The organism is Streptomyces sp. NPDC022552, from assembly GCF_055561875.1.
Window position 1 is genome coordinate 244897 of the sequence record NZ_JBVHGJ010000004.1, and the last position, 25350, is coordinate 270246.

At 71.5% G+C, this 25350-nt stretch carries 25 protein-coding genes; 10 read left to right on the top strand and 15 right to left on the bottom strand.

Going from position 1 to position 25350, the window contains the following annotated elements; translation table 11 throughout:
• Positions 1-30: 30 nt before the first annotated feature.
• Positions 31-732, bottom strand: coding sequence for a TetR/AcrR family transcriptional regulator (locus ACZ3OF_RS14155; protein WP_361673043.1), 702 nt, complete (start codon positions 730-732; stop codon positions 31-33).
• A gap of 146 nt (positions 733-878) precedes the next feature.
• On the opposite strand from ACZ3OF_RS14155, the gene ACZ3OF_RS14160 reads away from it, so the two are divergent.
• On the top strand, positions 879-1340 hold the full coding sequence (locus tag ACZ3OF_RS14160; RefSeq protein ID WP_361673040.1) for a nitroreductase family deazaflavin-dependent oxidoreductase: 462 nt from the start codon (positions 879-881) through the stop codon (positions 1338-1340).
• Here the strand turns inward: ACZ3OF_RS14160 and ACZ3OF_RS14165 are convergent.
• On the bottom strand, positions 1324-2895 hold the full coding sequence (locus ACZ3OF_RS14165; protein ID WP_467304711.1) for a geranylgeranyl reductase family protein: 1572 nt from the start codon (positions 2893-2895) through the stop codon (positions 1324-1326). The two genes, ACZ3OF_RS14160 and ACZ3OF_RS14165, sit on opposite strands and share 17 nt — an antisense overlap.
• Before the next feature lie 157 nt (positions 2896-3052).
• Here ACZ3OF_RS14165 and ACZ3OF_RS14170 point away from each other — a divergent pair, with 157 nt between their 5' ends.
• The gene (locus tag ACZ3OF_RS14170; protein WP_467304713.1) at positions 3053-4417 is read left to right on the top strand and encodes a M20/M25/M40 family metallo-hydrolase; all 1365 of its coding nucleotides are present in this window, start codon (positions 3053-3055) and stop codon (positions 4415-4417) included.
• 69 nt (positions 4418-4486) lie between these two features.
• Entirely contained in the window at positions 4487-5167 is a 681-nt protein-coding gene (locus ACZ3OF_RS14175) for an MBL fold metallo-hydrolase (protein ID WP_361673031.1), read from the top strand.
• A 227-nt stretch (positions 5168-5394) separates the two neighbouring features.
• Here ACZ3OF_RS14175 and ACZ3OF_RS14180 read toward each other — a convergent pair whose 3' ends face one another.
• Together ACZ3OF_RS14180 and ACZ3OF_RS14185 are read right to left on the bottom strand one after the other, a co-directional pair.
• The gene (locus ACZ3OF_RS14180) at positions 5395-6432 is read right to left on the bottom strand and encodes an NUDIX hydrolase (RefSeq protein WP_361673028.1); all 1038 of its coding nucleotides are present in this window, start codon (positions 6430-6432) and stop codon (positions 5395-5397) included.
• Positions 6433-6789: 357 nt separating this feature from the next.
• Positions 6790-7719, bottom strand: a complete 930-nt coding sequence (locus tag ACZ3OF_RS14185) for an ROK family protein (protein WP_361673025.1) — start codon at positions 7717-7719, stop codon at positions 6790-6792.
• 180 nt (positions 7720-7899) lie between these two features.
• On the opposite strand from ACZ3OF_RS14185, the gene ACZ3OF_RS14190 reads away from it, so the two are divergent.
• A complete protein-coding gene (locus tag ACZ3OF_RS14190) occupies positions 7900-8880 on the top strand; it encodes a LacI family DNA-binding transcriptional regulator (RefSeq protein WP_467304978.1) in 981 nt (326 codons plus the stop codon).
• A gap of 235 nt (positions 8881-9115) precedes the next feature.
• Here ACZ3OF_RS14190 and ACZ3OF_RS14195 read toward each other — a convergent pair whose 3' ends face one another.
• The 5 genes from ACZ3OF_RS14195 to ACZ3OF_RS14215 all read right to left on the bottom strand — a co-directional run bounded on the left by ACZ3OF_RS14195 (position 9116) and on the right by ACZ3OF_RS14215 (position 13665).
• A complete protein-coding gene (locus ACZ3OF_RS14195; protein WP_361673023.1) occupies positions 9116-10414 on the bottom strand; it encodes a DUF6986 family protein in 1299 nt (432 codons plus the stop codon).
• Positions 10415-10566: 152 nt separating this feature from the next.
• The gene (locus tag ACZ3OF_RS14200; protein WP_361673020.1) at positions 10567-11529 is read right to left on the bottom strand and encodes an electron transfer flavoprotein subunit alpha/FixB family protein; all 963 of its coding nucleotides are present in this window, start codon (positions 11527-11529) and stop codon (positions 10567-10569) included.
• A gap of 57 nt (positions 11530-11586) precedes the next feature.
• A complete protein-coding gene (locus ACZ3OF_RS14205) occupies positions 11587-12372 on the bottom strand; it encodes an electron transfer flavoprotein subunit beta/FixA family protein (protein ID WP_361437985.1) in 786 nt (261 codons plus the stop codon).
• Between the two features lie 189 nt (positions 12373-12561).
• Positions 12562-13077 carry a flavin reductase family protein gene (locus ACZ3OF_RS14210; protein WP_467304719.1) on the bottom strand — a complete coding sequence of 172 codons (516 nt, stop codon included), beginning with the start codon at positions 13075-13077 and terminating at the stop codon, positions 12562-12564.
• Between the two features lie 198 nt (positions 13078-13275).
• Positions 13276-13665 carry a TlpA family protein disulfide reductase gene (locus ACZ3OF_RS14215; protein ID WP_361673014.1) on the bottom strand — a complete coding sequence of 130 codons (390 nt, stop codon included), beginning with the start codon at positions 13663-13665 and terminating at the stop codon, positions 13276-13278.
• A 226-nt stretch (positions 13666-13891) separates the two neighbouring features.
• On the opposite strand from ACZ3OF_RS14215, the gene ACZ3OF_RS14220 reads away from it, so the two are divergent.
• Positions 13892-14614 (top strand): lysophospholipid acyltransferase family protein, encoded by a 723-nt coding sequence (locus ACZ3OF_RS14220; RefSeq protein WP_361673012.1) that lies wholly within the window; start codon positions 13892-13894, stop codon positions 14612-14614.
• Between the two features lie 126 nt (positions 14615-14740).
• Here ACZ3OF_RS14220 and ACZ3OF_RS14225 read toward each other — a convergent pair whose 3' ends face one another.
• The 4 genes from ACZ3OF_RS14225 to ACZ3OF_RS14240 form a co-directional block, all read right to left on the bottom strand.
• Positions 14741-15433 carry a B3/B4 domain-containing protein gene (locus ACZ3OF_RS14225; RefSeq protein ID WP_361673009.1) on the bottom strand — a complete coding sequence of 231 codons (693 nt, stop codon included), beginning with the start codon at positions 15431-15433 and terminating at the stop codon, positions 14741-14743.
• A gap of 195 nt (positions 15434-15628) precedes the next feature.
• Positions 15629-16708: a threonine aldolase family protein gene (locus tag ACZ3OF_RS14230; RefSeq protein ID WP_361673326.1), complete on the bottom strand. Its 1080-nt coding sequence runs from the start codon at positions 16706-16708 to the stop codon at positions 15629-15631.
• On the bottom strand, positions 16705-17463 hold the full coding sequence (locus tag ACZ3OF_RS14235) for an SDR family NAD(P)-dependent oxidoreductase (RefSeq protein ID WP_361673006.1): 759 nt from the start codon (positions 17461-17463) through the stop codon (positions 16705-16707). The genes ACZ3OF_RS14230 and ACZ3OF_RS14235 overlap by 4 nt, the downstream gene beginning before the upstream one ends.
• A 29-nt stretch (positions 17464-17492) precedes the next feature.
• Positions 17493-18899, bottom strand: coding sequence for a DUF6421 family protein (locus ACZ3OF_RS14240; protein ID WP_361673003.1), 1407 nt, complete (start codon positions 18897-18899; stop codon positions 17493-17495).
• A gap of 363 nt (positions 18900-19262) precedes the next feature.
• On the opposite strand from ACZ3OF_RS14240, the gene ACZ3OF_RS14245 reads away from it, so the two are divergent.
• Positions 19263-19946: a glycerophosphodiester phosphodiesterase gene (locus ACZ3OF_RS14245; protein ID WP_467304724.1), complete on the top strand. Its 684-nt coding sequence runs from the start codon at positions 19263-19265 to the stop codon at positions 19944-19946.
• A 26-nt stretch (positions 19947-19972) separates the two neighbouring features.
• On the opposite strand, the gene ACZ3OF_RS14250 is transcribed toward ACZ3OF_RS14245, so the two are convergent.
• Positions 19973-20524 carry a GNAT family N-acetyltransferase gene (locus tag ACZ3OF_RS14250; protein ID WP_361672996.1) on the bottom strand — a complete coding sequence of 184 codons (552 nt, stop codon included), beginning with the start codon at positions 20522-20524 and terminating at the stop codon, positions 19973-19975.
• A gap of 144 nt (positions 20525-20668) precedes the next feature.
• Between ACZ3OF_RS14250 and ACZ3OF_RS14255 the strand changes: the two genes are divergently transcribed.
• The 4 genes from ACZ3OF_RS14255 (at position 20669) to ACZ3OF_RS14270 (ending at position 23822) form a co-directional block, all read left to right on the top strand.
• Entirely contained in the window at positions 20669-21223 is a 555-nt protein-coding gene (locus ACZ3OF_RS14255; protein ID WP_361672993.1) for a DUF5134 domain-containing protein, read from the top strand.
• Positions 21224-21310: 87 nt separating this feature from the next.
• A complete protein-coding gene (locus ACZ3OF_RS14260) occupies positions 21311-22246 on the top strand; it encodes a M56 family metallopeptidase (RefSeq protein WP_361672990.1) in 936 nt (311 codons plus the stop codon).
• Positions 22247-22301: 55 nt separating this feature from the next.
• Positions 22302-22994 (top strand): phosphatase PAP2 family protein, encoded by a 693-nt coding sequence (locus ACZ3OF_RS14265; protein ID WP_467304727.1) that lies wholly within the window; start codon positions 22302-22304, stop codon positions 22992-22994.
• 129 nt (positions 22995-23123) lie between these two features.
• A complete protein-coding gene (locus tag ACZ3OF_RS14270; RefSeq protein ID WP_361672984.1) occupies positions 23124-23822 on the top strand; it encodes a TetR/AcrR family transcriptional regulator in 699 nt (232 codons plus the stop codon).
• On the opposite strand, the gene ACZ3OF_RS14275 is transcribed toward ACZ3OF_RS14270, so the two are convergent.
• Positions 23774-25330, bottom strand: coding sequence for an LVIVD repeat-containing protein (locus tag ACZ3OF_RS14275; protein WP_361672981.1), 1557 nt, complete (start codon positions 25328-25330; stop codon positions 23774-23776). The genes ACZ3OF_RS14270 and ACZ3OF_RS14275 overlap by 49 nt on opposite strands.
• Between the last annotated feature and the right edge of the window lie 20 nt (positions 25331-25350).

A 25350-nucleotide genomic window follows, 5' to 3' on the forward strand; every position in this document is an offset into this window, starting at 1 on the left:
CCGACGGCCGCGACGCAGGCGCCGGGGCGGCTACGGGCGGGGCAGAAGGCCGATGTCGCGGCCGAGGCGGGCGGCGGCCGCGGTGAAGAACGCCTCGCGGTCCTCGACGACCCGGTTGAACTGGCCGAACACCTCGAAGGAGACGAGCCCGAAGAGCTGCGACCAGACGGCGACCATGGCGACGGCGAGGGCGGGCGGCAGATCGGGGGCGAAGTCGGCGGCCATCCGCTCCGCCTCGGGGCGCAGGCCGTCGGGGACCGGCGGCGGGGCGATGCCGTCCGTGGTGTAGGCGTCGCGGACGATGCCGATCAGGACGAGCGCGACGCGGGAGGCGGGGCCGACGGTGTCCTTCGGGGCGGAGTAGCCGGGGACCGGGGAACCGTAGATCAGGGCGTACTCGTGGGGGTGGGCGAGGGCCCAGGTACGGACGGCCCGGCAGACGGCCGTCCAGCGGGCGATGTGGTCCGTGCCTCGGGGTCCGGCCGCGGCGAGGGCCTGCTCGGCGGCGGCGCCGACGGCGTCGTACGCGTCGACGATGAGGGCGGTGAGGAGGTCGTCGCGGCTGGGGAAGTACCGGTAGAGCGCGGACGACACCATGCCGACCTCGCGGGCGACGGCGCGGAGGGAGAGCTTGGCGGCGCCTTCGGCGGCGAGCTGTTTGCGCGCCTCGTCCTTGATGGCGGCGGTGATCTCGATGCGCGCGCGGGCGCGGGCTCCTTGGACGCTGGTCATGGAGATCAGTGTGCCATCTTTCGGAGCACTGCACTGAAACGAGAGCGGTGCAGCGAAACGAGAGCACCGCTCTTGCTTTGGAACGCCGATCCATGCACACTGATCTCAAGCGAGAGCAGTGCTCACAGTTTCACTCGGAGGATGCGATGTCCGCTCAGCCCAACGCCCACGTCATGAAGCCCGGCTGGTTCACCGTGAACGTGCTCAACCGGAGCGTCGCCTGGCTGACCCGTCGAGGCATCAGCGTCTGGGGCTCCCGCGTGCTCGCCGTCCGGGGCCGCAAGAGCGGCGAGTGGCGCACCACTCCCGTCAACCTGATGACCCTGGACGGCGCGCAGTACCTGGTGGCGCCGCGCGGCCACGTCCAGTGGACCCACAACATGCGCGTGGCCGGCGGCGGAGAGCTGCGCCTGGGCAGGCACGTGCAGCCCTTCACCGCCGTCGAGCTGACCGACGACGAGAAGCCCGTCCTGCTGCGCGCCTACCTGAAGCGGTGGAAGGCGGAGGTCGGCGTCTTCTTCGGCGGGGTCGGCCCGGACTCCACGGACGCCGAGCTGCGCGCGATCGCCCCCAAGCACCCGGTCTTCCGGATCACTCCGACCGCGTGACCCCGGAACCCGTCGAGTCGGGAGAGTCCGGAGAATCCGAGGCGTCCGGGGCGTCCGGGGCGTCCGAGGCGTCCGGGGACTCCGGGGACTCCGGGGACTCCGGGGACTCCGGGGAGCGTGACTCGTCCGAGCCGTTCGCCGCGTCCACGGACCCCGACGATCCCACCGAGCCCGCCGCGTCCACGGACCCCGCCGAGCCCGGCACGGCACCCTCACGCGACGCGTCCTCCGCGCCCGAGCCCTCGGGGTCCGACAGCTCGGCCGGCGCCGACGACGGCGCAGACCGTGCGACTCCCCGCAGCGTCGTCCCGTCCGTCGGTCCCATGCGGCGGTCCAGGACGTCCAGCGCCCGTCGCGCGATCCCGTTCGAGCGGACCAGGCCGGCCAGCGTGGTCGAGCCGCGGGTGATGTCCGTGAACGCGTTCCACGCCGGACGGAGACCCGTGATCGTCGCGTGCAGCAGCCCCGGCCGGCGCTCGAACAGGGCGAGCATCCGCCGCCCGACCGCCATCTCGACACCCAGCCCCGCCTTGATGGCGAAGGCGTAGTTCAACGCCTGGCGGCGCGCGTCGACGGCGTCGTTCGCCTCGGCGATCCGTACGGCCCACTCCCCCGCGAGCCGGCCCGAGCGCAGCGCGAAGGAGATGCCCTCCCGCGTCCACGGCTCCAGGAGACCGGCCGCGTCACCGCAGACGAGCACGCGGCCACGCGACAGCGGCGAGTCGTCGCTCCGGCAGCGCGTCAGATGCCCGGAGGAGATCTCCGGCTCGAAGCCCGCCAGCCCGAGGCGCGCGACGAAGTCCTCCAGATAGCGCTTGGTGGCCGCGCCCTCGCCGCGCGCCGAGATGACGCCGACGGTGAGCGTGTCGCCCTTGGGGAACACCCAGCCGTAGCTGCCGGGCATCGGACCCCAGTCGATCAGGACCCGCCCCTTCCAGTCCTCGGCCACCGACGCCGGAACCGGGATCTCCGCCTCCAGGCCGAGGTCCACCTGGTCGAGCTTCACCCCGACATGGGCTCCTATCCGGCCCGCGCTGCCGTCGGCGCCGACGACCGCCCTGGCCAGCACCGTCTCGCCGTCCGCGAGCACGATGGCGACCGTGCGCCGGTCCGGCACGGCCGGGCCGTGCTGCTCGACCCGGGAGACGGTCACGCCCGTACGGAGCTCCGCGCCCGCCTTCTGCGCCTGCTCGACGAGACCGGCGTCGAACTCGGGCCGGTTGATCAGCCCGAAGAGCATCCGGCGCGAGCGGCGCGTCCGGGCGAAGCGTCCGTTGAGGGAGAAGGTGACGGCGTGCACCCGGTCCTGCAGGGGCAGTTCGAAGCCGGGCGGCAGCGCGTCCCTCGAGGGGCCGATGATGCCGCCGCCGCAGGTCTTGTACCGCGGCAGTTCGGCCTTCTCGAGGAGCAGCACCCGGCGTCCGGCGACCGCGGCCGCGTACGCCGCCGACGCGCCGGCCGGGCCGGCACCGACGACCACCACGTCCCACACGGTCGTGGCCTGCTCCGACTCTTCCGCGCGTACCTCTTCGGCGTCTGCGTTCTCGCTGCTCACGATGGGCTTCTGCTCCTGATCCGGCCGTTGATCCAAGTCTTCGGGCATCCTACGGCGCTGCCCTCGGGGGCCCGCGCCGTAGTATCGGCGATACGTTCGCCGTACAACCGACATACGGCAACATCCTGACAACGTCGCACCCACCAGGAGCGTGCCCATGACCGCGAATCCGATCGCCGAGACCGTCGCCGACCTGATGCCCCGTGCCAAGGCGGAGCTCACGGAACTCGTGGCCTTCGAATCGGTGGCGGACGAGGCCGTGGCCCCGCGGAGCGAGTGCGAGGGCGCCGCGAACTGGGTGGCGGAGGCGCTGCGCGCCGAGGGCTTCGAGGACGTGGCGCTGCTGGACACCCCCGACGGTTCGCAGTCGGTGTACGGCATACTCCCCGGCCCGGCCGGTGCGCCGACGGTCCTCCTGTACGCGCACTACGACGTGCAGCCGAAGCTGGACGAGTCGGCGTGGACCACCCCGCCGTTCGTCCTGACGGAGCGGGACGGACGCTGGTACGGGCGGGGCGCCGCCGACTGCAAGGGCGGGTTCATCATGCACCTGCTCGCGCTGCGCGCCCTGAAGGCGAACGGCGGTGTGCCCGTCACGGTCAAGATGATCGTGGAGGGTTCGGAGGAGCAGGGGACGGGCGGCCTGGAGCGGTACGCCGAGGCGCACCCCGAGCTCCTCACCTCCGACGCCATCGTGATCGGCGACACCGGCAACTTCCGGCTCGGTCTGCCCACGGTCACCGCGACCCTGCGCGGCATGACGATGATCCGCGTCCAGATCGACACGCTCGAAGGCAACCTGCACTCCGGCATGTTCGGCGGCGCCGCGCCCGACGCGCTGGCCGCGCTGATCCGCGTTCTGGACACGCTGCGCGCGGAGGACGGCTCGACGGTCATCGACGGTCTGCCGGCCGACGCGGTGTGGGAGGGCCTGCAGTACCCGGAGGAGGACTTCCGAACGGACGCGAAGGTCCTGACGGGCGTCGGCCTGCCGGGCAGCGGCACGGTCGCCGACCGTCTCTGGGCCCGTCCGGCCGTCACCGTCATCGGCATCGACTGCCACCCGGTGGCGGGCGCGACGCCGTCGATCCCGTCGACGGCGCGGGCGCAGATCAGCCTGCGTGTGCCGCCGGGCCAGGACGCGGCCGAGGCGACGAAGCTGCTGTACGCGCACATCGAGAAGCGTGTGCCGTGGAACGCCCGGGTCTCCTTCGAGCAGGTCGGCCAGGGCCAGGCGTTCCGGGCGGACGTGACGAGCCCGGCGTACGTCTCGATGGCCGAGGCGATGCGGATCGCGTACCCCGGTCAGGAGATGCAGACCTCCGGCATGGGTGGCTCGATCCCGCTCTGCAACACGCTGGCCTCGCTCTACCCCGAGGCGGAGATCCTGCTCATCGGTCTGAGCGAGCCGGAGGCGCAGATCCACGCGGTGAACGAGTCGGTGTCGCCGGAGGAGCTGGAGCGGCTCGCGGTGGCGGAGGCGCACTTCCTGGTGAACTACGCCCGCTCGAAGCAGGGTTAAGCGTTCGGCGAAGCTCGCCGAGAGCGTAGAACCATACGGCGGACCTGCGTGGATACGTAGGTTCGCCGTATGGACTTCATCGAGATCACGCCCCGACTGCACATGCTGCACTTCTCCATCGGACAGGCCTATCTGTGGCGGGACGACGAGGAGTTGACCCTGATCGACGCCGGCTGGGTGGACTCGGCGGACGAGGTGGAGACGGCGATACGGGGAGCGGGTCTGGACCCGGGCCGTCTCCGCCGGATCGTGCTCACCCACTGCCACCGCGACCACGTGGGCTCGGCGCAGGAGCTGGCCGACCGGTTCGGCGCGCGGATCCTGGCCCACCGCCTCGACGCGCCGGTGATCCGGGGCGAGGCCCCGGTCCCCGACCCCGACCTGCTCGACTGGGAGATCCCGCTGTACGAGAACGGTCTGACCGTGCCCGAGGCGCCGCCCACGCGGGTCGACCACGAGGTGGAGGACGGCGAGGAGCTGGGCTTCGGCGACGGGGCGGTGGCCGTCCACATCCCGGGGCACACGGCCGGTTCGATCGCGGTCCATCTTCCGGAGCACGGCGTCCTGTTCCCCGGGGACACGGTGGCCTCGGTGCAGGGCGTGACCTTCGGTGTGATGCATGTGGACCGCGAGCGCGCCATGGAGTCGATGCGGAGGCTCGCCGAGCTGAAGCCGTCGATCCTGTGCTGCGGCCACGGCGACCCGGTGACGACCGACACGGCCCGCCAACTGGCGGCCGCTGCCGCCTAGGGGTGCCGCGCGGACGGGCGCCCGCCCCGGCAGGGGGTGGGCGCCCGTCCGCGGGTACGGATCGGCAGGGCGACGTCACGGGCGGCGGGCAGGCGCGCCCGGCTCCCCGACGGCCCGGGGCGGCCGCCAGGCGGGGCCGGCTCCGCAGAACTGAGCTTCGGGCGGCGCTTGGGGCGGCGCTTCGGGCGACCCGGCCGAGGCCCGGGCCGGGCTTCCGGGCAGCCGCCTCAGCCGACCGGGACGCCCGCCTCCAGGTTGAGTACCGTGCCTCGTTCGCGGGCGCGCAGGGCCCAGCGGAGGCGTCGGTAGCGGACGGGCGGCAGGAGTTCGGCCGCCTCCTCCTCCGTCACGAACCGCCAGCCGCGCAGCTCGGCGCCGGGCAGCAGCAGCCGGTCTGCCTCGGCCGTGGGAAGCAGGCCGCCGTCGAAGAGGAGGCGCAGGCCGCCGTAGCCGGGCGGCTGCGGGCGTTCCCAGTCGACGAGCAACAGCCGCGGTACGACGTCGAGTTCGATGCCTATCTCCTCGGCGACCTCGCGCATGCCGGCGCGGGCGGGCGGCTCGCCGGGTTCGACGACGCCGCCGGGGAACTCCCAGCCGGGCTTGTAGGTGGGGTCGACGAGCAGAAAGCGGTCGTGTTCGTCGAAGAGGAGCACACCTGCGGCCAGCGTCTCGCCGGTGGGTTCGGGGGTCTGGACGATGCCGCAGGGGGCGGCGAGGCCCGCGCGCATGGCCTCGACGACGGCAGCCGCGGTTCCGGCGGGCGTGAGCGTCGTGTTGTCGACGGTGTGGGCGTCGGCGGAGAGCCAGCCGAGCGCGGTACGGAAGGGCTCGATGTGGTCGTGGCACCACTGGCGGGCGCGCTCGGCGCCCTCCAGGTCGTCGTCGAGCGCCGCGCGGCTGTCGATCCGGGTCCGCAGGATCGTTTCATCTTGGACGAGCACCACATGGCGCACCTCGATCCGGCGCGCCGCGAGACCGCCGAAGATCTCGTCGCGGTACTCCTGCCGCGTCAGCGTCATCGGGACGACGAGGACACCGCCGACCTCCGCGAGCAGGGCCGCGGCGGTGTCGACCACCATGCGGCGCCACATCGGCAGGTCCTGGAAGTCGTCGACCTCGTCGAGCCGTTTGCGGGGCAGCAGGCCGTAGAGCCCGCCGCCGGTGATCTCGGGGTCGTACAGGGTGCTGTTCGGGATCAGCTCGACCAGCTCGCGCGCGGTGCTGGACTTGCCCGCGCCGAACGCACCGTTGATCCAGACGATCACGATTCCCCCTCTTCGGTAGCCCACAGTGGCTTGCCCGCAACACCCTGCCATGGAAACCCCCGCGCGAACGGGCGTGCGGATGTCCGCGTAACACTTCGGTACGACTCTCGTTGGACCCGGCGAGGCAAGGGGGTGCGGAGATGAGCCGTACGGTATTGCAGAGGTTTCCCGCCGGAGGTCCACGGGGCAGCTGGCCCGCCGAGGAGTTCGCGAGGCAACGCCGCGACGAGGGGCTGCCGGCGGAGGTCGTGATGGACCTGGAGTCTGACGCGTTCCTGGTGATCGTGGAGCAGCGGACGCCGGAGAGACGGACGGCGACGCATCCCGGAGGGGCGGCACCGTCGGTCGACCTGACGGTCAGGCCACCTTCCGGGCCGCTGCCGCCGCGCCGAGCAGCCCGGCATCCGTACCGGTGAGCGCCGGGACGACGGCAAGGTCGCGGACGAAGGACAGCGTCGCGTACTCCCGCAGGCTGCGCCGGAGCGGCCCGAAGAGCACGTCGCCCGCGCCCGCCACACCGCCGCCCACGACGGCGATGTCGATCTCGACCAGGGTCGCCGTGGCCGCGATCCCCGCGGCGAGCGCCTGCGCGGCACGCTCGAACGAGGCGACGGCGATCGGCTCCCCCGCCTGCGCGGCCGCCGCCACCGCCGCGGCGGAGGTGTCGCCGTCCGGGCCCGGCCGCCAGCCGTTCTCCAGGGCACGGCGAGCGATCTGCGGCCCACTGGCGATACGTTCGACGCAGCCGCGCCCGCCGCAGGCGCACGGGTCGCCGTCCAGGTCGACACTGATGTGACCGATGTGGCCCGCGTTGCCGGTGGGGCCGGGGTGTACGCGACCGTCGAGCACCAGACCGCCGCCGACGCCCGTCGAGACGACCAGACAGAGCGCGTTGTCGTGGCCACGGGCGGCGCCCTGCCAATGCTCGGCCGCCGTCATGGCGACGCCGTCGCCGACGAGCGTGACGGGGCGTCCGCCGGACACTCGCTGGACGCGCTCGACCAGCGGAAAGCCGCGCCATCCCGGGACGTTGACCGGGCTGACCGTGCCCGCCGAGGCGTCCACCGGGCCCGCGCTGCCGATGCCGACCGCGTGCGCCGAATCCCAGAGGGGGGAGGCCGCCAGGTCCGCCAGCACCGCTTCGACCGCCCGCATCACCGTCTCGCCGTCCTCCTGCGCGGGGGTGGGCCGCTGCGCCCGTACGAGAATGCCGCCGGTGCCGTCCACCAGCGCGCCGGCGATCTTGGTGCCGCCGAAGTCCAGAGCGGCAACGAGGTCAGTCTGCATGTGCGCGGTGTCTCCAGAGAGGCGAGAGCGTGTAGATCGCTGTGACGTACAGTCTCTCCCGCCCTGACAACGTTGTCCAGGGCCTATGCTCGGACGAGACAGAGACGAGACCGAGGAGATTCGCGCACTGTGGCCGACACCGCCCGCCGCCCCGAGCACCGTTACGGCAATCGGCCCACGATGAAGGACGTCGCCGCCCTGGCCGGCGTCGGACTCAAGACGGTCTCCCGCGTCGTCAACGGCGAACCGGGCGTCACCCCCGACACCGAGCGCCGCGTGCAGGAGGCCATCGACTCGCTCGGTTTCCGGCGCAACGACAGCGCGCGCGTGCTGCGCAAGGGCCGTACCGCCTCGGTGGGTCTGGTCCTCGAAGACCTCGCCGACCCGTTCTACGGTCCGCTCAGCCGCGCCGTGGAGGAGGTCGCCCGGGCGCACGGGGCCCTGCTCATCAACGGCTCCAGCGCCGAGGACCCGGAGCGCGAGCAGGAGCTGGCGCTCGCGCTGTGCGCGCGCCGGGTCGACGGACTGATCGTCATCCCGGCGGGTACGGACCACCGTTACCTCGAACCGGAGATCAAGGCGGGTGTCGCGACGGTCTTCGTGGACCGCCCGGCCGGCCGCATCGACGCCGACGTCGTCCTGTCGGACAGCTTCGGGGGCTCGCGCGACGGTGTGGCGCATCTGATCGCCCACGGGCACCGCCGGATCGGGTTCATCGGCGACCAGCCCCGTATCCACACGGCGACGGAGCGCCTGCGCGGATACCGGGCGGCGATGGAGGACGCGGGTCTCGACGTCGACCCGTCGTGGGTCTCGCTCGGGCCGACGGCCCCCGACCGGGTCCGGGAGGCGGTGACGGCGATGGTCTCCGGCCCGGAGCCGGTCACGGCGCTCTTCGCGGGCAACAACCGCGTCACGGTCACGGCGGTCCGCACGCTGGCCGACCGCCCCCACCCGGTGGCCCTCGTGGGCTTCGACGACATCGAACTGGCCGACCTCCTCGGCATCACCGTCATCGCCCAGGACGCGGCGGCCCTGGGCCGCACGGCGGCCGAGCGGCTCTTCCGGCGCCTCGACGGCTTCGACGACGAGCCCGCCCACGTCGTCCTCGACACCCGGCTGATCCCCCGCGGCTCGGGCGAGATCCCGCCGCCCGCGTAGCCGGGACGCCCCGCTCGGCCGGCCCCCCGCTCGGCCGGGACACCCGCGTGCCCAGCACGCCAGCGCGCGCCGGGCGTCGGCGGACCGCAGGCCGGCCGGCGACGGCGTTCCCTCCCCGGTCGTCCGTGTACCACCGCCGGTACTCCACCGCCGGTACTCCACCGGCGGTGCCCGAAGACACCGCAGCCCCGTTCTCCCTGTGCGTACGGAGAACGGGGCTTTCGGCTCGGGGCCGTTACTGCGCCGTCGCCGTGAGGTCGCCGCGGCGCGGGGCCGCGAAGCGGTCGAGGTCCGCGCGCGACAGGCCCGTGAGGGCGTCGACCTCGGCGGTGTCGAGGGCGCCGCAGTCGATGCCGCGCAGGAGGTACGAGCTGAGCGCCTTCGCCGTGGCCGGCTCGTCCATGACGTCGCCGCCCGCGTGGTTGGCGTAGGCCGAGAGGCGCTTGGCGGCGGTCTCGAAGCCCTCGCGGTAGAAGGCGAAGACGGCGGCGTACCGGGTCGGGATGTGGCCCGGGTGCATGTCCCAGCCCTGGTAGTAGGCGCGGGCGAGGGCGCGGCGGGTGAGACCGTAGTGCAGCCGCCAGGCCTCGTGGACGTGCTCGGTGGAGCCGACCGGGAGGACGTTGGTGGAGCCGTCGGAGACGCGTACGCCCGTGCCCGCGGCGGCGACCTGCATGACCGCCTTGGCGTGGTCGGCGGCCGGGTGGTCGCTGGCCTGGTAGGCGGCGGAGACGCCGAGGCAGGCGCTGTAGTCGAAGGTGCCGTAGTGCAGTCCGGTCGCGCGGCCCTCGGCGGCGCCGATCATGCGGGCGACGGCGGCGGTGCCGTCGGTGGCGAGGATGGACTGGCTGGTCTCGATCTGGATCTCGAAGCCCAGGCGGCCCTCGTCCAGGCCGTGGGCCTTCTCGAAGGCCTCCAGGAGGCGGACGAAGGCGGAGACCTGCTCGGGGTAGGTCACCTTGGGAAGGGTGAGGACGAGGCCGTCGGGCAGGCCGCCGTTCTCCAGGAGGCCGGTGAGGAAGATGTCGGTGGTGCGGATGCCGCGGTCGCGGACGGCGGCCTCCATGCACTTCATCCGGATGCCCATGTACGGGGCGGCCGTGCCGTTCTCGTACGCCTCCGAGATCAGCCGCGCGGCGCGGGCGGCGTCGGTGTCTTCGGCGGCCCCGTCCTTCCCGGCGTAGCCGTCCTCGAAGTCGACCCGGAGGTCCTCGATCGGCTCGCGCTCCAGCTTGGCGCGTACGCGGCCGTAGACGTCCTCGGCGAGGTCGTCGGAGAGCCCGAGGACGGCGGCGAAGGAGGAGGCGTCGCGGGCGTGCTCGTCGAGTGCGGCGAGGGCCTGGTCGCCCCAGGAGCGGATGGTTCCGGCGTCGAAGACGTTGCCGGGGACGTAGACGGTGTGGACGGGCTGGCGGGTGCCCGGGTCGCCCGGGTAGCGCCGGTCGAGCTCGGCGTCCACCGCTGCGAGGGAGGCGCTGATGCCCTCGCTGACCGCTCCGGCGAGGCTCGTCGACACCTTCTCCTGCTGACCCATCCCACATCCTCCTGTTTTCCGCTTCACGGAATCAACAATCCGTATAGCGAAGTTAGTAGTCCGTCGGGACCTGCGTCAATGGGTGTCCGAAACGGCCGGGGGCCGCGCGGTGATCATCACCACGCGGCCCCCGGACCGAACAGAACCGCAGGTCAGCCCTTGCGGGTCTTGATCTCCTCGGTCAGCTGCGGGACGACGTCGAAGAGGTCGCCGACCACGCCGTAGTCGACGAGGTCGAAGATCGGGGCCTCGGCGTCCTTGTTGATGGCCACGATGGTCTTCGAGGTCTGCATACCCGCGCGGTGCTGGATCGCACCGGAGATGCCGGAGGCGATGTACAGCTGCGGCGAGACCGACTTGCCGGTCTGGCCGACCTGGTTGGAGTGCGGGTACCAGCCGGCGTCGACGGCGGCACGCGAGGCGCCGACGGCGGCACCGAGCGAGTCGGCGAGCGCCTCGATGATCGCGAAGTTCTCGGCGCCGTTGACGCCACGGCCGCCGGAGACGACGATCGCGGCCTCGGTCAGCTCCGGGCGGCCGGTCGACTCGCGCGGGGTGCGCGCGGTGACCTTGGTGCCGGTGGCCTGGGCCGAGAAGGTGACGGCGAGCGCCTCGACGGCGCCGGCGGCCGGGGCGGCCTCGACGGGGGCCGAGTTCGGCTTGACCGTGATGACCGGGGTGCCCTTGGAGACACGGGACTTGGTGGTGAAGGAGGCGGCGAACGCGGACTGCGTCGCGACCGGACCCTCGTCACCGGCCTCCAGGTCGATGGCGTCGGTGATGATGCCGGAGCCGATGCGGACCGCGAGGCGGGCCGCGATCTCCTTGCCCTCGGCGGAGGACGGGACGAGCACGGCGGCCGGGGAGACGGCCTCGTACGCGGCCTGCAGCGCGTCGACCTTCGGGACGACGAGGTACTCGGCGAACTCCGGGGCGTCGGCGGTGAGGACCTTCACGGCGCCGTGCTCGGCCAGCGCGGCGGCGGTGTCGGCCGCACCGGCGCCGAGGGCGACGGCGACGGGGTCGCCCAGGCGGCGGGCCAGCGTCAGCAGCTCCAGGGTGGGCTTGCGGACGGCTCCGTCGACGTGGTCGACGTAGACGAGAATCTCAGCCATGGGGATTCAATCTCCTGCGAACGGAAAGGGGGCGGGTCAGGTGGCTCGCGCGAGCCTTTAGACGAACTTCTGGCTCGCGAGGTACTCGGCCAGCTGCTTGCCGCCCTCGCCCTCGTCCTTGACGATCGTGCCGGCCGTGCGGGCCGGACGCTCGGCGGCGGAGTCGACCGCGGTCCACGCACCCTCCAGGCCGACCTCCTCGGCCTCGAGGTCGAGGTCCGAGAGGTCCAGGGACTCCACCGGCTTCTTCTTGGCGGCCATGATGCCCTTGAAGGACGGGTAGCGGGCCTCGCCCGACTGGTCGGTCACCGACACGACGGCCGGAAGCGACGCCTCGAGCTGCTCCGACGCGGTGTCGCCGTCGCGACGGCCGGTCACCTTGCCGTCCTCGATCTTCACCTCGGAGAGCAGCGTGACCTGCGGAACGCCCAGGCGCTCGGCCAGGATCGCCGGGAGGACACCCATGGTGCCGTCGGTGGAGGCCATGCCGGCGATGACGACGTCGTAGCCGGTCTTCTCGATCGCCTTCGCCAGGACCAGCGAGGTGCCCATGACGTCGGAGCCGTGCAGGTCGTCGTCCTCGACGTGGACGGCCTTGTCGGCGCCCATGGACAGCGCCTTGCGGAGCGCGTCCTTGGCGTCCTCCGGGCCGACCGTGAGCACGGTGACCTCGGCGTCGTCGGCCTCTTCCGCGATCTGCAGCGCCTGCTCGACCGCGTACTCGTCGAGCTCCGACAGCAGGCCGTCGACGTCGTCGCGATCGACGGTCAGGTCATCGGCGAAGTGCCGGTCGCCGGTGGCGTCGGGCACGTACTTCACACAGACAACGATCCTCAAGCTCACGCCGGCTCTCCTACTGCATCGTCATAACTGGGCTGCCTTGTTGCTCGCAGCATAGGCGCCTGAAGGGCGGGTTTCCGGTCGGGGCGTCCGACCGCTCCCACCGGAATATTACTCGTCAGTACAGCCGTTCCGTTACCGCTGAGCAAGCGCTCAGGCGTGTGACCTTGCCAACGCTGCGGTAAGGGGCCCTCAGTCACGCAGAGCGTTGAAGCGCCCCTGGTGGTAGAGCAGCGGCCGGCCCGCTCCGGCGGGGTCTCCGGCGACGGCCTGGGCGATCACGATCCGATGATCCCCGGCCGGGACACGGGCCACAACGCGGCACACCAGCCAGGCGAGGACGTCGTCCAGGATCGGGACACCCTCGGGGCCCTCGCTCCAGCGCGTCGGGTGGCCGAACCGGTTGGCACCGCTGCGGGCGAAGGTGCCGGCCAGCTCCTGCTGATGCTCGCCGAGTATGTGGACGCCGACGTACTCGGCCTCCGCGAGCACCGGCCAGCTGGAGGAGGAGGTGCCGACACCGAAGGAGAGGAGGGGAGGGTCGGCGGCGACGGAGCTGAGGGAGGTGGCGGTGAAGCCGACCGGGCGGTCGCCTCGGGCGGTGATGACCGCGACACCGGCCGCGTGCTGCCGGAAGACGGAACGGAGGAGGTCGGGAGAGGCCTGCCGAGGGGCGCCGAGGGTGCGGAGCTCGGGCGAAACCGTCATCGAGTCGTCCTTCTGCGAGGGGAGCGTGCGAGGGGTCCTGGGTTTCTCAGACACCCGGACAGCGCGCGCTCGCGTGACGGGCCAGGTCGACGTGGACCCGCCCGTGGAGAAGGAGTTCTGAAGGCACATCGTCAAGACTGGCGATCGGTGGCAGGTGCAGTCAAGTGCGTACCGGGATGTGGGAGATGTGTCACCGCGTCAGACCGCCCGCCCCAGAGCGGCGATCACGTCCGCACGACGGGGCTGCCCCGAGGCGCGGACGACGACCCGGCCGGCCCGGTCGAGGACGAGCACGGTGGGGGTGCGGACGATGTCGTACTTCCGTACGAGGTCGAGACGTTCCTCGGCGTCTATCTCGACGTGGCCGACCCCCTCGACCATCCCGGCGACCTCGGCGAGTGTGCGGCGCGTGGCGCGGCAGGGCTGGCAGAAGGCGGTGGAGAACTGTACGAGCGTGGCCCGCGCGCCCAACTCGACACCGGCCTCGGCACCGAATCCGGCGCCGCGTCGGGCGTCGGGTCCGTTCTCGGGTCCGGTGCGGCCGGTGTCGTGCCCGTCCCCGCAGGGCCCCTCGGGCTGTTCTGACATGTCTCCGTCTTCCTGTCGCCCACCACTTCCCCCGTGCAGCGCCCCACGCCCGCGATCGATTCCCGTCACGGCCACCGGGCGTGACGATTATCTCCCCGTACGAAGCCGTCAGGACTGGTCACGAGGGCCCACATGGGGCACGATCTGCCCAAAGCCGAAAACCTACGGCTGCGTAACTTCCGCCGGGAGAACCCTCCCCAGGAACAGAAGAAGGGGCTCCTCTCAGATGGCAGAACTCGTGTATCGGCCGGTCATCGGTGCCGCACTGACCCTGTTCAAGGCACTGGACCTCAAGATCGACACGCAGGGTTCGGAGCACATCCCGCGCACCGGTGGCGCCGTGCTCGTCAGCAACCACATCAGCTATCTGGACTTCATCTTCACGGGCCTCGCCGCGCTGCCGCAGAAGCGTCTGGTGCGCTTCATGGCCAAGGACTCGGTGTTCCGGCACAAGGTCTCCGGCCCGCTGATGCGCGGCATGAAGCACATCCCGGTGGACCGCTCGCAGGGCGAGCACGCCTACAAGCACGCGCTGGAGTCGCTGAAGGCCGGGGAGATCATCGGGGTCTTCCCCGAGGCGACCATCTCGCAGTCCTTCACGCTGAAGAGCTTCAAGTCGGGTGCGGCGCGGCTGGCGCAGGAGGCCGGGGTCCCGCTGATCCCGATGGCGCTCTGGGGCACGCAGCGAATCTGGACCAAGGGCCGGCCGCGGAACTTCAAGCGCAGCCACATCCCGGTGACGATCCGCGTGGGCGAGCCGGTGGAGGCTCCCTCCGACCAGTACGCGGGCGCGATCACGCGGCGCCTGCGCGAGCGCTGCCAGGAGCTGTTGGAAGCCGCGCAGCGCGCCTACCCCGTACGCCCCAAGGACGCGAGCGACACCTGGTGGGTGCCCGCGCACCTCGGCGGGACGGCACCGACCCCGGCCGAGGTGAAGGACGCCGGCTGACGTCAGCCACGCGTCACGCGGGGGCACGGGTACGGGCCGCGTCGGCCCGTGCCGGAAGAAGCGTCACTCCGACCGTCCGAGGGTGAAGCGAACCGGTACGCCGACGCCGGTGCGCCGACGCCGTGGCTACTCCGGGTCGCCGACGGTGATCCGCGCCCCGGGGCTCAGCTTCTCCAGCGACTCGGCGAGCTCCGTGCCCGCGGCGAGGAGCTCGTCGCGCGTCATGGGCGTGAGCGACTCCAGCAGGAAGATCGCGTTGACGGTGCCGTCGTCGATCCGCGTGCGCGGTCCCTGGCGCCAGTTCCAGCGGCGGCAGGTGACGCCCGCCTCGTCGCGCCAGACGATCTCGCCGGGCTCCGGGTGCTCCACCGTCTCCTCGCCGCCCGCCATGGTCACGAACGGCTCGTCCCCGGTGGCCCGTACGAGACTCATCGCGCCCTGGATGCGGTCGAGGTCCTCTCCGCCGACCGGGACGAGGTGCGCGACGCTGATCGCGTTGTAGGCGTCGACGAGCCGGCTGATCCGGGGCAGCCCGCCGTCGGCGAGCGCGCGCCTGGCCAGCGCCTCCGCGGAGTTGCGGGTACGGGAGGGCTTGGCGCCGAACGCGGAGTACGCGGAGCGCCAGGCCGCGATGTGCGGGTCCTTGTCCGGCGTACCGCCCGCGAGCCGCTCGGCGAGACGGCGGGCGGCGTCGTCGAGGAGCGCCGAACTGGCTTCGTCGCTGGGTCCGTTGACCAGTCCATGGGCCTCGATGGCGAGGTGGGTGAAGCCGGGCACGAGGGCACGCACCTCGTCGGACACCGTCAGGGTGAGGGGCATTGTCGTCCTTGCGTCGGAGGTCTCCCACCCATGGTGCAGGATACGACACCGCGAAGTCCATTCCATTGGACCGCAGAGGTTCGGCCTCCCGGCCCCGCACGGAGGCCGTGCGGCATCTCGACAGCGAAGAACGGCCGACCGGAAGTCGATGACTTCCGGTCGGCCGCATGCTCATGACCGCTGCTCAGGAGGGCGCTAGCGCGCCATCTCCTCCTTCAGGGCCTGGAGGAAGGCGTCGACGTCGTCCTCCGTGGTGTCGAAGGAGCACATCCAGCGCACGTCGCCCGCGGCCTCGTCCCAGAAGTAGAAGCGGAACCGCTTCTGCAGCCGGGTGCTCACCTCGTGCGGGAGCCGCGCGAAGACGGCGTTCGCCTGCACCGGGTAGAGGATCTCGACCCCGTCCACCTCCCGCACGCCGGCCGCGAGGCGCTGCGCCATCGCGTTGGCGTGCGAGGCGTTGCGCAGCCACAGGTCCTTGGCGAGCAGCGCCTCCAGCTGCACCGACACGAACCGCATCTTGGACGCGAGCTGCATGGACAGCTTGCGCAGGTGCTTCATGTGGCTGACCGCGTCCGGGTTCAGGACGACCACGGCCTCGCCGAACATCATGCCGTTCTTGGTACCGCCGTAGGAGATCACGTCGACGCCCACCGCGTTGGTGAACGCGCGCATCGGCACGTTCAGGGAGGCGGCCGCGTTGGCTATCCGGGCGCCGTCGAGGTGCACCTTCATGCCCTTGGAGTGGGCGTGCTCCACGATGGCCCGGACCTCGTCCACGGTGTACACGGTGCCCAGCTCGGTGTTCTGGGTGATCGAGACGACCTGCGGCATGGCGCGGTGCTCGTCCTCCCAGCCCCAGGCCTGCCGGTCGATCAGCTCGGGGGTGAGCTTGCCGTCCGGGGTGGGCACGGTGAGCAGCTTGAGGCCGCCCATCCGCTCCGGGGCACCGCCCTCGTCCACGTTGATGTGCGCGGACTCGGCGCAGATCACCGCGCCCCAGCGGTCGGTCAGCGCCTGCAGGGCGGTGACGTTCGCGCCGGTGCCGTTGAAGACCGGGAAGGCCTCGGCGCTCGGACCGAAGTGGCTGTGCATGATCCGCTGGAGGTGCCCGGTGTAGTCGTCCTCGCCGTAGGCGACCTGATGGCCGCCGTTGGCGAGCGCGACGGCTGCGAGCACTTCCGGGTGGACGCCGGCGTAGTTGTCGCTGGCGAAGCCCCGGACGGACGGGTCGTGGTGACGACGGGCGTCGGTCTTCGGGGGCAGGGCCGGGGTCACGGCTTGGGGGTCAGCCACAGACGCTGTCCATTCACTTCCTGTGCGGGCCGGTCCCAGACGGCGACGATCTCGTCGGCCAGATCATTGACGTCGGTGAAGCCCGCGAACTTCGCATTCGGGCGCTCGGCGCGCATGGCGTCGTGCACCAGTGCCTTGATCACCAGGATGGCAGCCGCGGCCTTGGGGCCCTCGTCGCCCCCCGCCTTGCGGAAGTCGTCGCCCATGGCGAGTGTCCACGCCTCGGCCGCCGCCTTGGCCGCGGCGTAGGCCGCGTTGCCCGCGGTGGGCTTCGAGGCGCCCGCGGCGCTGATCAGCACATAGCGACCGCGGTCGCTGCGGCCCAGGGCGTCGCGGAAGGCCAGGGTGGTGGACTGGACGGTGCGGATGAGGAGCTTCTCCAGGAAGGTCCAGTCGGCGAGGTCGGTCTCGCCGAAGGAGGCGCTGCCGCGCCAGCCGCCGACGAGGTGGACGAGTCCGTCGATCCGGCCGAACTCCTTCTCCGTCTTGTCGGCCCACTCCCGGGCCGCGCCGACGTCGAACAGGTCGACCGTGTCGCCGACGACCGTGGCGCCGCCGTGGGCGTACCGGGCGGCGTCGACCGCCTCGGCCAGGCGCGCCGGGTCGGCGTCGGAGCCGACGACGATGGCGCCGGCTTCGGCGAGGCGCATCAGCGTCGCCCGCCCCGCCGGTCCGGCCGCTCCCGCGACCGCGATGACGGCACCCTCCAGCGGCCCGCCGTTCCCGTTGCCGTTCATGGTCGTCCCCTCCTCCTCCGTGACTGGGTTCACGCGGCAGCCTGCTCGGTCCGCGAAGCGTTCGCGGCGGTGATGCCCTTGGTGGAGGCGATCACGTCCTTCAGCTTCTTGGACAGGGCCTCATAGAACATGCTGAGCGGAAACTCGTCCGGAAGCACGTCGTCGACGAGCTTGCGGGGCGGGAGGGTCAGGTCCAGGGCGTCGGGGCCCTTGGCCCAGCGCGATCCGGGGTGCGGGGCGAGGTAGGTGGAGACCAGCTCGTACGCCTTGAACCAGTGGACGAGCTTCGGGCGGTCGATGCCGTCGCGGTACAGCTTCTCGATCTCGGCGCAGAGCTGGTTGGTGACCTCGGGGGCCCGGTTCCAGTCGATCTTGAGCTTGTTGTCGGTCCAGCGCACGACGTCGTGCTTGTGGAGGTACGCGAAGAGGAGCTGACCGCCCAGACCGTCGTAGTTGCGGTTGCGGTCACCGGTGACGGGGAAACGGAACATCCGGTCGAAGAGGACGGCGTACTGCACGTCACGCCCGTGGGCGTTGCCCTCGGCCTCCAGCGTCACGGCCGCCTTGAAGGCGGTGAGGTCGCAGCGCAGCTCCTCCAGGCCGTACATCCAGAACGGCTGGCGCTGCTTGATCATGAAGGGGTCGAACGGCAGGTCACCGTGGCTGTGGGTGCGGTCGTGGACCATGTCCCACAGCACGAAGGCGGCCTCGCAGCGCTTCTGGTCCTCGACCATGGCCGCGACGTCCTCGGGCAGCTCGATGCCCAGGATGTCCACGGCGGCCTCGGTGACCTTGCGGAAGCGGGCGGCCTCGCGGTCGCAGAAGATGCCGCCCCAGCTGAAGCGCTCGGGGGCCTCGCGCACGGCGATGGTCTCGGGGAAGAGGACGGCCGAGTTGGTGTCGTAGCCGGCGGTGAAGTCCTCGAAGGTGATGCCGCAGAACAGCGGGTTGTCGAAGCGGGTGCGCTCCAGCTCGGAGAGCCACTCCGGCCAGACCATGCGCAGCACGACCGCTTCCAGGTTGCGGTCCGGGTTGCCGTTCTGGGTGTACATCGGGAAGAGCGCCAGGTGCTGGAGCCCGTCCTGGCGGTCGGCGGCGGGCTGGAAGGCCAGCAGGGAGTCCAGGAAGTCCGGCACCTCGAAGCCGCCCTTGGCCCAGGTGCGCAGGTCGGCGACGAGCGCACGGTGGTACGCCGCGTCGTGCGGGAGCAGCGGGGAGAGCTGCTCGACCGCGCCCACGATCCGCTCGACCGTGCTCTCGGCGTGGGCGCGGGACGGCGCACCCTCGGCCTCGAAGTCGATGGAGCCGTCCTTGCTCTGCCAGGGGCGGATCTCCTCCACGGCATCCTTGAGCTCGGGCCAGGCAGGGTGGTCGATCACCGGAGCAGCGGTGAGTATCCCTCCACCGGTCGCGTCCTGCACAAGAATTTCCGTCATGTCACTTCCTCCACAGGAGAACCTCGCGTCAAGACACCGTATCCGGCGGCGGTTCCTCCGGACAAGAGGAGCAAGAGAAATTATCCTGCCCGACCCCCATGGTCACCGCTGATTTTCCTGCGTGAAGGGGTTTAGGCGCTCGCATCCCCCGCCTCGGCACCGGAACCCGCCCGTCCGGCACACCCCGGACGCCCCAGGGGCTCCACAGGCCGGCGGACAGGCGGACCATCCGCCGGAGGGGGGCCTTCCGACGGCACGCGCGCATGCGCTTCCTTCTCACGGTGAAGTCATTAGGCTGCGCCCCGAGCCGCACCGGGAGCCCGGAGGGACCTGGGCCCGGACATCGACGGAAGCGAGAAGATCTTGAGTTTCCTCACCATCGGTCACCGCGGAGTCATGGGCGTCGAGCCCGAGAACACCCTGCGTTCCTTCGTCCGCGCCGAACGGTCCGGCATGGACGTCATCGAACTGGATCTGCACCTGAGCAAGGACGGCGCGCTCGTCGTCATGCACGACGCCGACGTCGGCCGGACCACCGACGGCAGCGGCCCGATCGCCGAGAAGACCCTCGCGGAGCTGCGCGAGCTCGACGCGGGGCACGGGGAACGCGTCCCCGTCTTCGAAGAGGTCCTGGACGCGGTGAAGTCCCCGCTCCAGGCGGAGATCAAGGACGTGGCGGCGGCCAGGACGCTCGCCGAGGTGATGAACCGGCGCGACCTGGTCGGCCGCGTGGAGGTCCTCTCCTTCCACGACGAGGCGCTCGCCGAGGTCGCCCGGCTGGTCCCCGGCGCCCGTACCGCGCTCGTCGCCGAGGAGTGGGGCGCGGACATCGTGGACCGGGCGATGGCCGTCGGCGCCGGCGCGCTCGTCCTGAGCATCCAGCACCTGACCCTGGAGACGGTCGAGCACGCCCACCGGGAGGGGCTGCGGGTGATCGGCTGGGTGGTCAACACGCAGGACCATCTGCGGCTGGTCCGCGCCCTGGAGCTGGACGGCGCGACGACCGACTATCCGGAGATCCGCCGCACCGGCCGCTTCACGGCCTGAGCCGCGGGCCCGAGGCCCCCGCGGCCTCAGACCAGCGGCTTCACCAGGAGCTCGAACTGCAGGTCGTCCCGCTGCGGGACGCCGAAGCGCTCGTCGCCGTACGGGAACGGCGTCATCCGTCCCGTACGGCGGTAGCCGCGCCGCTCGTACCAGGCGATGAGCTCCTCGCGTACCGAGATCACGGTCATGTGCATCTCGCTCACGCCCCAGATCTCCCGCACCCGGCGCTCCGCCTCCTCGATGATCCGGCGCCCGAGGCCCGCGCCCTGGAGCTCGGGGCGGACGGCGAACATCCCGAAGTAGGCGGCCTCGCCACGGTGTTCGAGCTGGCAGCAGGCGACGATCTCGGCGTCCCGCTCCACCACCATCAGCCGGCTGCCCGGCGTGGTGATGACGGCGCGCACCCCCTCCTCGTCGGTCCGCTGCCCCTGCAGGATGTCCGCCTCGGTGGTCCAGCCGGCCCGGCTGGAGTCGCCGCGGTACGCCGATTCGACGAGCGGCACGAGGGCCGCGACGTCGTCCTCGACCGCGTCGCGGTAGGCGATCCGGTCGATGTCCCGGGGCGTGGCGGTGTCCATGCTGTTCGGGTCTCCCCTCGGAGGCGCTGACGATCCCCCCGAGCGTAGCGCCCCGGCGTGTGCTCCCCCACGTACGCCTGTGCGCTCGCGTGCGCCCGGCCGGGCGCGGGCATCGACGGGGAGGGAGACCTCGGGAGGTGTGCCGTGCACGGACCGGCCTTGTCGGCCTGGCTGCTGCTGACACTGTGCGGGGCGAGCGGGGCGTACTGCCTGCTGCGCGCGCGTCGATGCACGGGAGAGGAGCGGAGGACGGCCGCGGGCGAGGCGGTGATGGGCTTCGGCATGGCCGCGATGGCGCTGCCCGCCGCGGTCGTGACGCCACCGTCGTGGTGGTGGGCGGTGTACGCGGCGGTGTTCGGGGCGGCGGCGCTGCACGCGCTGGTGTCGGTGCGGCGTGGCGGTCACCATGTGCACCATCTGGTGGGGTCGCTGGCGATGGTCTATATGGCGTGGCCCGCCCAGGGCGCGGCGCACGGCGCACACGGGAGCGGCGGAAGCGTCCCGCTGGTGACGGTGGTGCTGCTCACGTACTACGTCGCGTACGTGCTCCGCTCAGGAGCGCGACTGGTGCCGGTGACGGGCTCGATGGCGCTGCCGGCGGGCGGTACGGCGCCGGCGTGGGTCGTACGGCCCGAGTTCACGCTCGTGTGCCGGCTGTCGATGGCTCTCGCGATGCTCGCCATGCTCGTCACGCTGTGAGCCGAACACGCCGAGCGGAGCCGTGGCGTACGTCACTTGACGTCCCTGGCCGTACCCGCGCGTAGGGCGGCCTCATAGGCTTGCGTCATGTTGGTCTCCCTCGCGTTGCTCGCGCTCGGCGTCCTGACGGCCGCCGTGGCCCCGCGACTGCTGTCGCGGTCCGACTGGGCGGAACGCGAGCCCGTGGTGGCGCTGTGGATGTGGCAGTGCGTGGTGGCGGCGGTGCTGCTGTGTTTCGCGCTGTCGATGACGTTCAGCGCGGCAGCCGCCTGGCAGGGCGTGCGGGGCCACGTCTTCGTCGGCGCACCGCGCCGGGTGATCGAGGCGTACGAACTGGGCGCCCACCAGCCCTGGTCGGGGGCGCTCGCCGTGATCCTCGCCTGTGGCGGGCTGTGGACCGGCGCGATGCTGACCCGGGAGATCCGCGGGGCGCGGGCCCGCCGTCGGCGGCGGCGCTGCGAACTGCTCGTCCGCTCCCCGCTGTTGCCCGGTGAGGAGCCGGGAAGCGAGCGGCTCGTCGTCCTGGAGGGCGAGCGGCCGGACGCCTGGTGGCTGCCGGGCACCACGCCGCAGCTGGTCATCACGACGGCGGCGCTGCGCCGGCTGAAGGGGCGCCAGCTCGATGCCGTCCTCGCCCACGAGCAGGGACATGCCCGGGCGCGCCACGACTGGCTTCTGCACTGCTCGGGCGCGCTCGCGGGCGGGTTCCCGGGGATTCCGGTCTTCGCGGCCTTCCGTGACCAGATGCACCGGCTGGTGGAGCTGGCGGCCGACGATGTCGCCTCGCGGCGGTTCGGGCGGCTGACGATCGCGCTGGCACTCGTGGAACTGAACGAGGAGCGTGGGGTGTTCGGCCCGGGTTCGACGCCGGGCGCGGACCTCCCGGGGCGGGTGAACCGCCTTCTGACAGCCACGCCCCGGCTCACCGCGGGACGGCGGCTGCGGCTGACGGCCGCCGCGGCCCTGGTGCCGGTGGTGCCCGTCCTGGTGGCGTTCGTGCCCGCGCTCAAGGCGCTCGGATAGCGCGGACGGCGCGGACACGGGGTGTGCCGGCGCGAACGTCGGGGAAGATCGGCTCATGCGTTCCTCCGCCGTGGTCTCCGGTGCTCTGACCGTGCTGCTGCTCGTTCTCGTGGCGGTGAGCTGGCCCCCGCTCCTCTCCCTGGACCGGTCGGTCGCCGACGCGCTGCACCGCAGCGCGCTGGCCGAGCCCGGATTCACACATGTCAACCGGATCCTCTCCGACTGGGTGTGGGACCCATGGACGATGCGCGCGCTGATCGCCGCGGCGGTCCTCGTCCTGTGGTGGCGGCACGAACGGTGGCTCGCCCTGTGGGTGACGGCGGCGACCCTCCTCGCGGCGGGGGTCCAGCAGGGGCTGAAGGCGGCGGTCGGCCGGCCGCGGCCCGGGTGGCCCGATCCGGTCGACTCGGCGCAGTACGCGGCCTTCCCGTCCGGACACGCGATGACCGAGACGGTGGGTTGCGGGCTGCTGCTCTGGGTGCTCGCCCTGCACTGGCGGGAGACCTGGCGCGGATGGAGCGTGCTCGCGGTGGCCGCGCTGGTGTCCGTGCTCGGGGTGGGGTGGACCCGGATCTATCTGGGCGTGCACTGGCTGTCGGACGTCGTGGCCGGCTGGCTGCTGGGCTGGTGCGTCGTCGCCGCGTCGATCGTCACGTACCGCCGATACGGCGACCGGTGGGACGAGAGGAGCGCCGGTCGGGCGGATCCTCCGGGCCCGGACGGGAGCAGAATGGGAGAAACAACGTGAAGCCGCCTGTTCTGGACGATCCCCCGCGTCGCCCAGAACAGACGGCAAACCCACTGACCAGCCACGAAGGCGCGACAGCAGACTGCGCTGAGTATATTGGCTGCGAGCCAGTCAACGCAGGAGTCCAGCATGTCCCCGCGTAGCCCAGAGGTCAATGAAGAGCTTCGGCGACGCTCACGTGAGCGACTTCTCCAGGCCACGGTCGAGCTCGTGTCGGAACGTGGGTACGAGGCGACGACGCTGGGCGACATCGCCGAGCGGGCCGGTTCGGCGCGCGGACTGATCTCGTACTACTTCCCCGGCAAGCGCCAGCTGCTGCAGTCGGCGGTGCACCGGCTGATGCACCTCACCCTGGAAGAGGCCCTGGAGCGCGAGCCGCGCACGGAGGACGGGCGCGAACGGATGGCACGGGCCATCGACGCGGTGCTGGGCCTGGCCGTGGACCATCCGGTGCTGATGCGGACGCACATGGCGGGCATCCTGCAGGCGGAGGGCTTCGTGCAGTGTCCGGAGCAGCAGCGGCTGGCGTTCCTGCTGCGGGACACGATGACGCGCTACGGCTCGGCGAACGTGGACGCGGACTATCCGCTGCTGCGTGCCCTGCTGATGGGCGCGGTCGTGGCGGTGCTGCTGCCGGGGGCGCCGATGCCGGTGACGCGGCTGCGGGCGGAGCTGTTCCAGCGGTACGGGCTGGACTGGGAGCAGGGCATGCCGCCGGACGGGGGTCCGCCCGACGGCATGCCGTTCACGGCTTCGGTGTTACCGGTCCGTGTGCCGCGTCAGTCGTCGTCCCAGTCGCCCCGGTCGTCGTCGAAGTCGTCGAAGTAGTCGGGCTGGGTCTGGACGTTGAGCGCGTCCATCCGCACCCGCTTCGCCGGGTCCGTACGACGGTCGTCGAGCTTCAGGACGTCGAAGCCCTTCGCCATGTCGTTGGAGTAGATGTAGCCGTTGTAGTAGTACGCGGACCACGAACCGCCCGTGCTGATGGTGGTGGCGGAGAGCGGACCGCGCTCGAAGTAGGCGATCTCCTTCGGCTTGCGGGAGTCGGTGAAGTCCCAGACGGAGACACCGCCCTGGTACCACGCCTGGACCATGAGGTCCTTGCCCTTGACCGGGATCAGCGAGCCATTGTGGGCGACGCAGTTCTCGGTGTCGGCCTGGTGGCGGGGGATCTTGAAGTAGCTGCGGAAGACGAGCTTGCGGTGCTTGCCCTTGCCGACGATGTCGTAGATGCCGTCCGCGCCGCGGTTCGGGCCCACGGCCTCGTTGCAGGTGGCCGCGCCGCCGCCGCCGAGCTCGTCGGTGAAGACGACCTTGTTCGCCTTCTGGTTGAAGGTCGCGGAGTGCCAGAACGCGAAGTTGACGTTGTCCTGGACGCGGTCGATGACCTTCGGCCGCTCCGGGTCCTCGATGTCGAAGAGGATGCCGTCACCCATGCAGGCGCCGGCCGCGAGGTCCTTGCCCGGCAGCACGGTGATGTCGTGGCAGCCGGTGGTCTTGGAGACACCCGGGTTGGTCGGACCACCGGGGTTGCCGCCGCCGTCCGGGCCCTCACCGGGGAAGAGGATGGGGAAGGAGACGATCGCGGACTTCTCCGGGGCCTTGCGCGGCACCTTGATGACCGAGATGCCGTCGTGCGGGGGCTGGCAGTCCGGGAACGCCGCGTTGGGCGAGTAGGACGAGACGTAGACGTACACGTCCCGCTTCTCGGGGACCAGCGTGTGGGTGTGCGAACCGCAGGCGGTCTCGACGGCGGCGACGTACTTCGGGTTCCTGATGTCGCTGATGTCGAAGATCTTCATGCCCTCCCAGGAGGACTTCTCCGTGGCCGGCTGGCTGACGCTGGCACAGGAGTTGTCGCTGCGGGAGGAGTCGGTGGAGAGGAAGACGAGGTTGCCGGAGACGGAGATGTCGTTCTGCGAGCCGGGGCACAGGACCTGGGCGACCGTCTTCGGGGCGCGCGGGTTGCTGATGTCGAAGATGCGGAAGCCGTCGTAGTTGCCCGCGAACGCGTACTTGCCCTGGAAGGCCAGGTCGGAGTTGGTGCCCGCGAGCGCGTCCTTGGGGATGTTCACGAGGTGCTGGATGTTGTCGCTGTGGACGATCTCGTCCACACCGGGTATCTCACCGCTCTGGATGGCGGACCGGGCCTCGGCCGCCTGCTCCGATGAGACGGTGCCCTGCGACGCGGCGGCGTCACCCGGGTCGGGCGTGGCGGCCGCCGGGCCGGCAGCGAGCAGGCTGACCAGCAGTCCGACCGCGGCGGTCGCCACACCCAGACCTCTGATCCGAGCACGCGGGGTACGCGTGATGCGGGTGGTTCGCAACGAAGTCACTCCGTCCTCCCTTGTATCCG

Bases quoted from the DNA above. Each gene is read 5' to 3' on its own strand.
- ACZ3OF_RS14155 (WP_361673043.1), bottom strand. From the start codon at position 732: ATGACCAGCGTCCAAGGAGCCCGCGCCCGCGCGCGCATCGAGATCACC.
- ACZ3OF_RS14160 (WP_361673040.1), top strand. From the start codon at position 879: ATGTCCGCTCAGCCCAACGCCCACGTCATGAAGCCCGGCTGGTTCACC.
- ACZ3OF_RS14170 (WP_467304713.1), top strand. From the start codon at position 3,053: ATGACCGCGAATCCGATCGCCGAGACCGTCGCCGACCTGATGCCCCGT.
- ACZ3OF_RS14175 (WP_361673031.1), top strand. From the start codon at position 4,487: ATGGACTTCATCGAGATCACGCCCCGACTGCACATGCTGCACTTCTCC.
- ACZ3OF_RS14185 (WP_361673025.1), bottom strand. From the start codon at position 7,719: ATGCAGACTGACCTCGTTGCCGCTCTGGACTTCGGCGGCACCAAGATC.
- ACZ3OF_RS14190 (WP_467304978.1), top strand. From the start codon at position 7,900: ATGAAGGACGTCGCCGCCCTGGCCGGCGTCGGACTCAAGACGGTCTCC.
- ACZ3OF_RS14195 (WP_361673023.1), bottom strand. From the start codon at position 10,414: ATGGGTCAGCAGGAGAAGGTGTCGACGAGCCTCGCCGGAGCGGTCAGC.
- ACZ3OF_RS14200 (WP_361673020.1), bottom strand. From the start codon at position 11,529: ATGGCTGAGATTCTCGTCTACGTCGACCACGTCGACGGAGCCGTCCGC.
- ACZ3OF_RS14210 (WP_467304719.1), bottom strand. From the start codon at position 13,077: ATGACGGTTTCGCCCGAGCTCCGCACCCTCGGCGCCCCTCGGCAGGCC.
- ACZ3OF_RS14215 (WP_361673014.1), bottom strand. From the start codon at position 13,665: ATGTCAGAACAGCCCGAGGGGCCCTGCGGGGACGGGCACGACACCGGC.
- ACZ3OF_RS14220 (WP_361673012.1), top strand. From the start codon at position 13,892: ATGGCAGAACTCGTGTATCGGCCGGTCATCGGTGCCGCACTGACCCTG.
- ACZ3OF_RS14225 (WP_361673009.1), bottom strand. From the start codon at position 15,433: ATGCCCCTCACCCTGACGGTGTCCGACGAGGTGCGTGCCCTCGTGCCC.
- ACZ3OF_RS14235 (WP_361673006.1), bottom strand. From the start codon at position 17,463: ATGAACGGCAACGGGAACGGCGGGCCGCTGGAGGGTGCCGTCATCGCG.
- ACZ3OF_RS14240 (WP_361673003.1), bottom strand. From the start codon at position 18,899: ATGACGGAAATTCTTGTGCAGGACGCGACCGGTGGAGGGATACTCACC.
- ACZ3OF_RS14250 (WP_361672996.1), bottom strand. From the start codon at position 20,524: ATGGACACCGCCACGCCCCGGGACATCGACCGGATCGCCTACCGCGAC.
- ACZ3OF_RS14260 (WP_361672990.1), top strand. From the start codon at position 21,311: ATGTTGGTCTCCCTCGCGTTGCTCGCGCTCGGCGTCCTGACGGCCGCC.
- ACZ3OF_RS14265 (WP_467304727.1), top strand. From the start codon at position 22,302: ATGCGTTCCTCCGCCGTGGTCTCCGGTGCTCTGACCGTGCTGCTGCTC.
- ACZ3OF_RS14270 (WP_361672984.1), top strand. From the start codon at position 23,124: ATGTCCCCGCGTAGCCCAGAGGTCAATGAAGAGCTTCGGCGACGCTCA.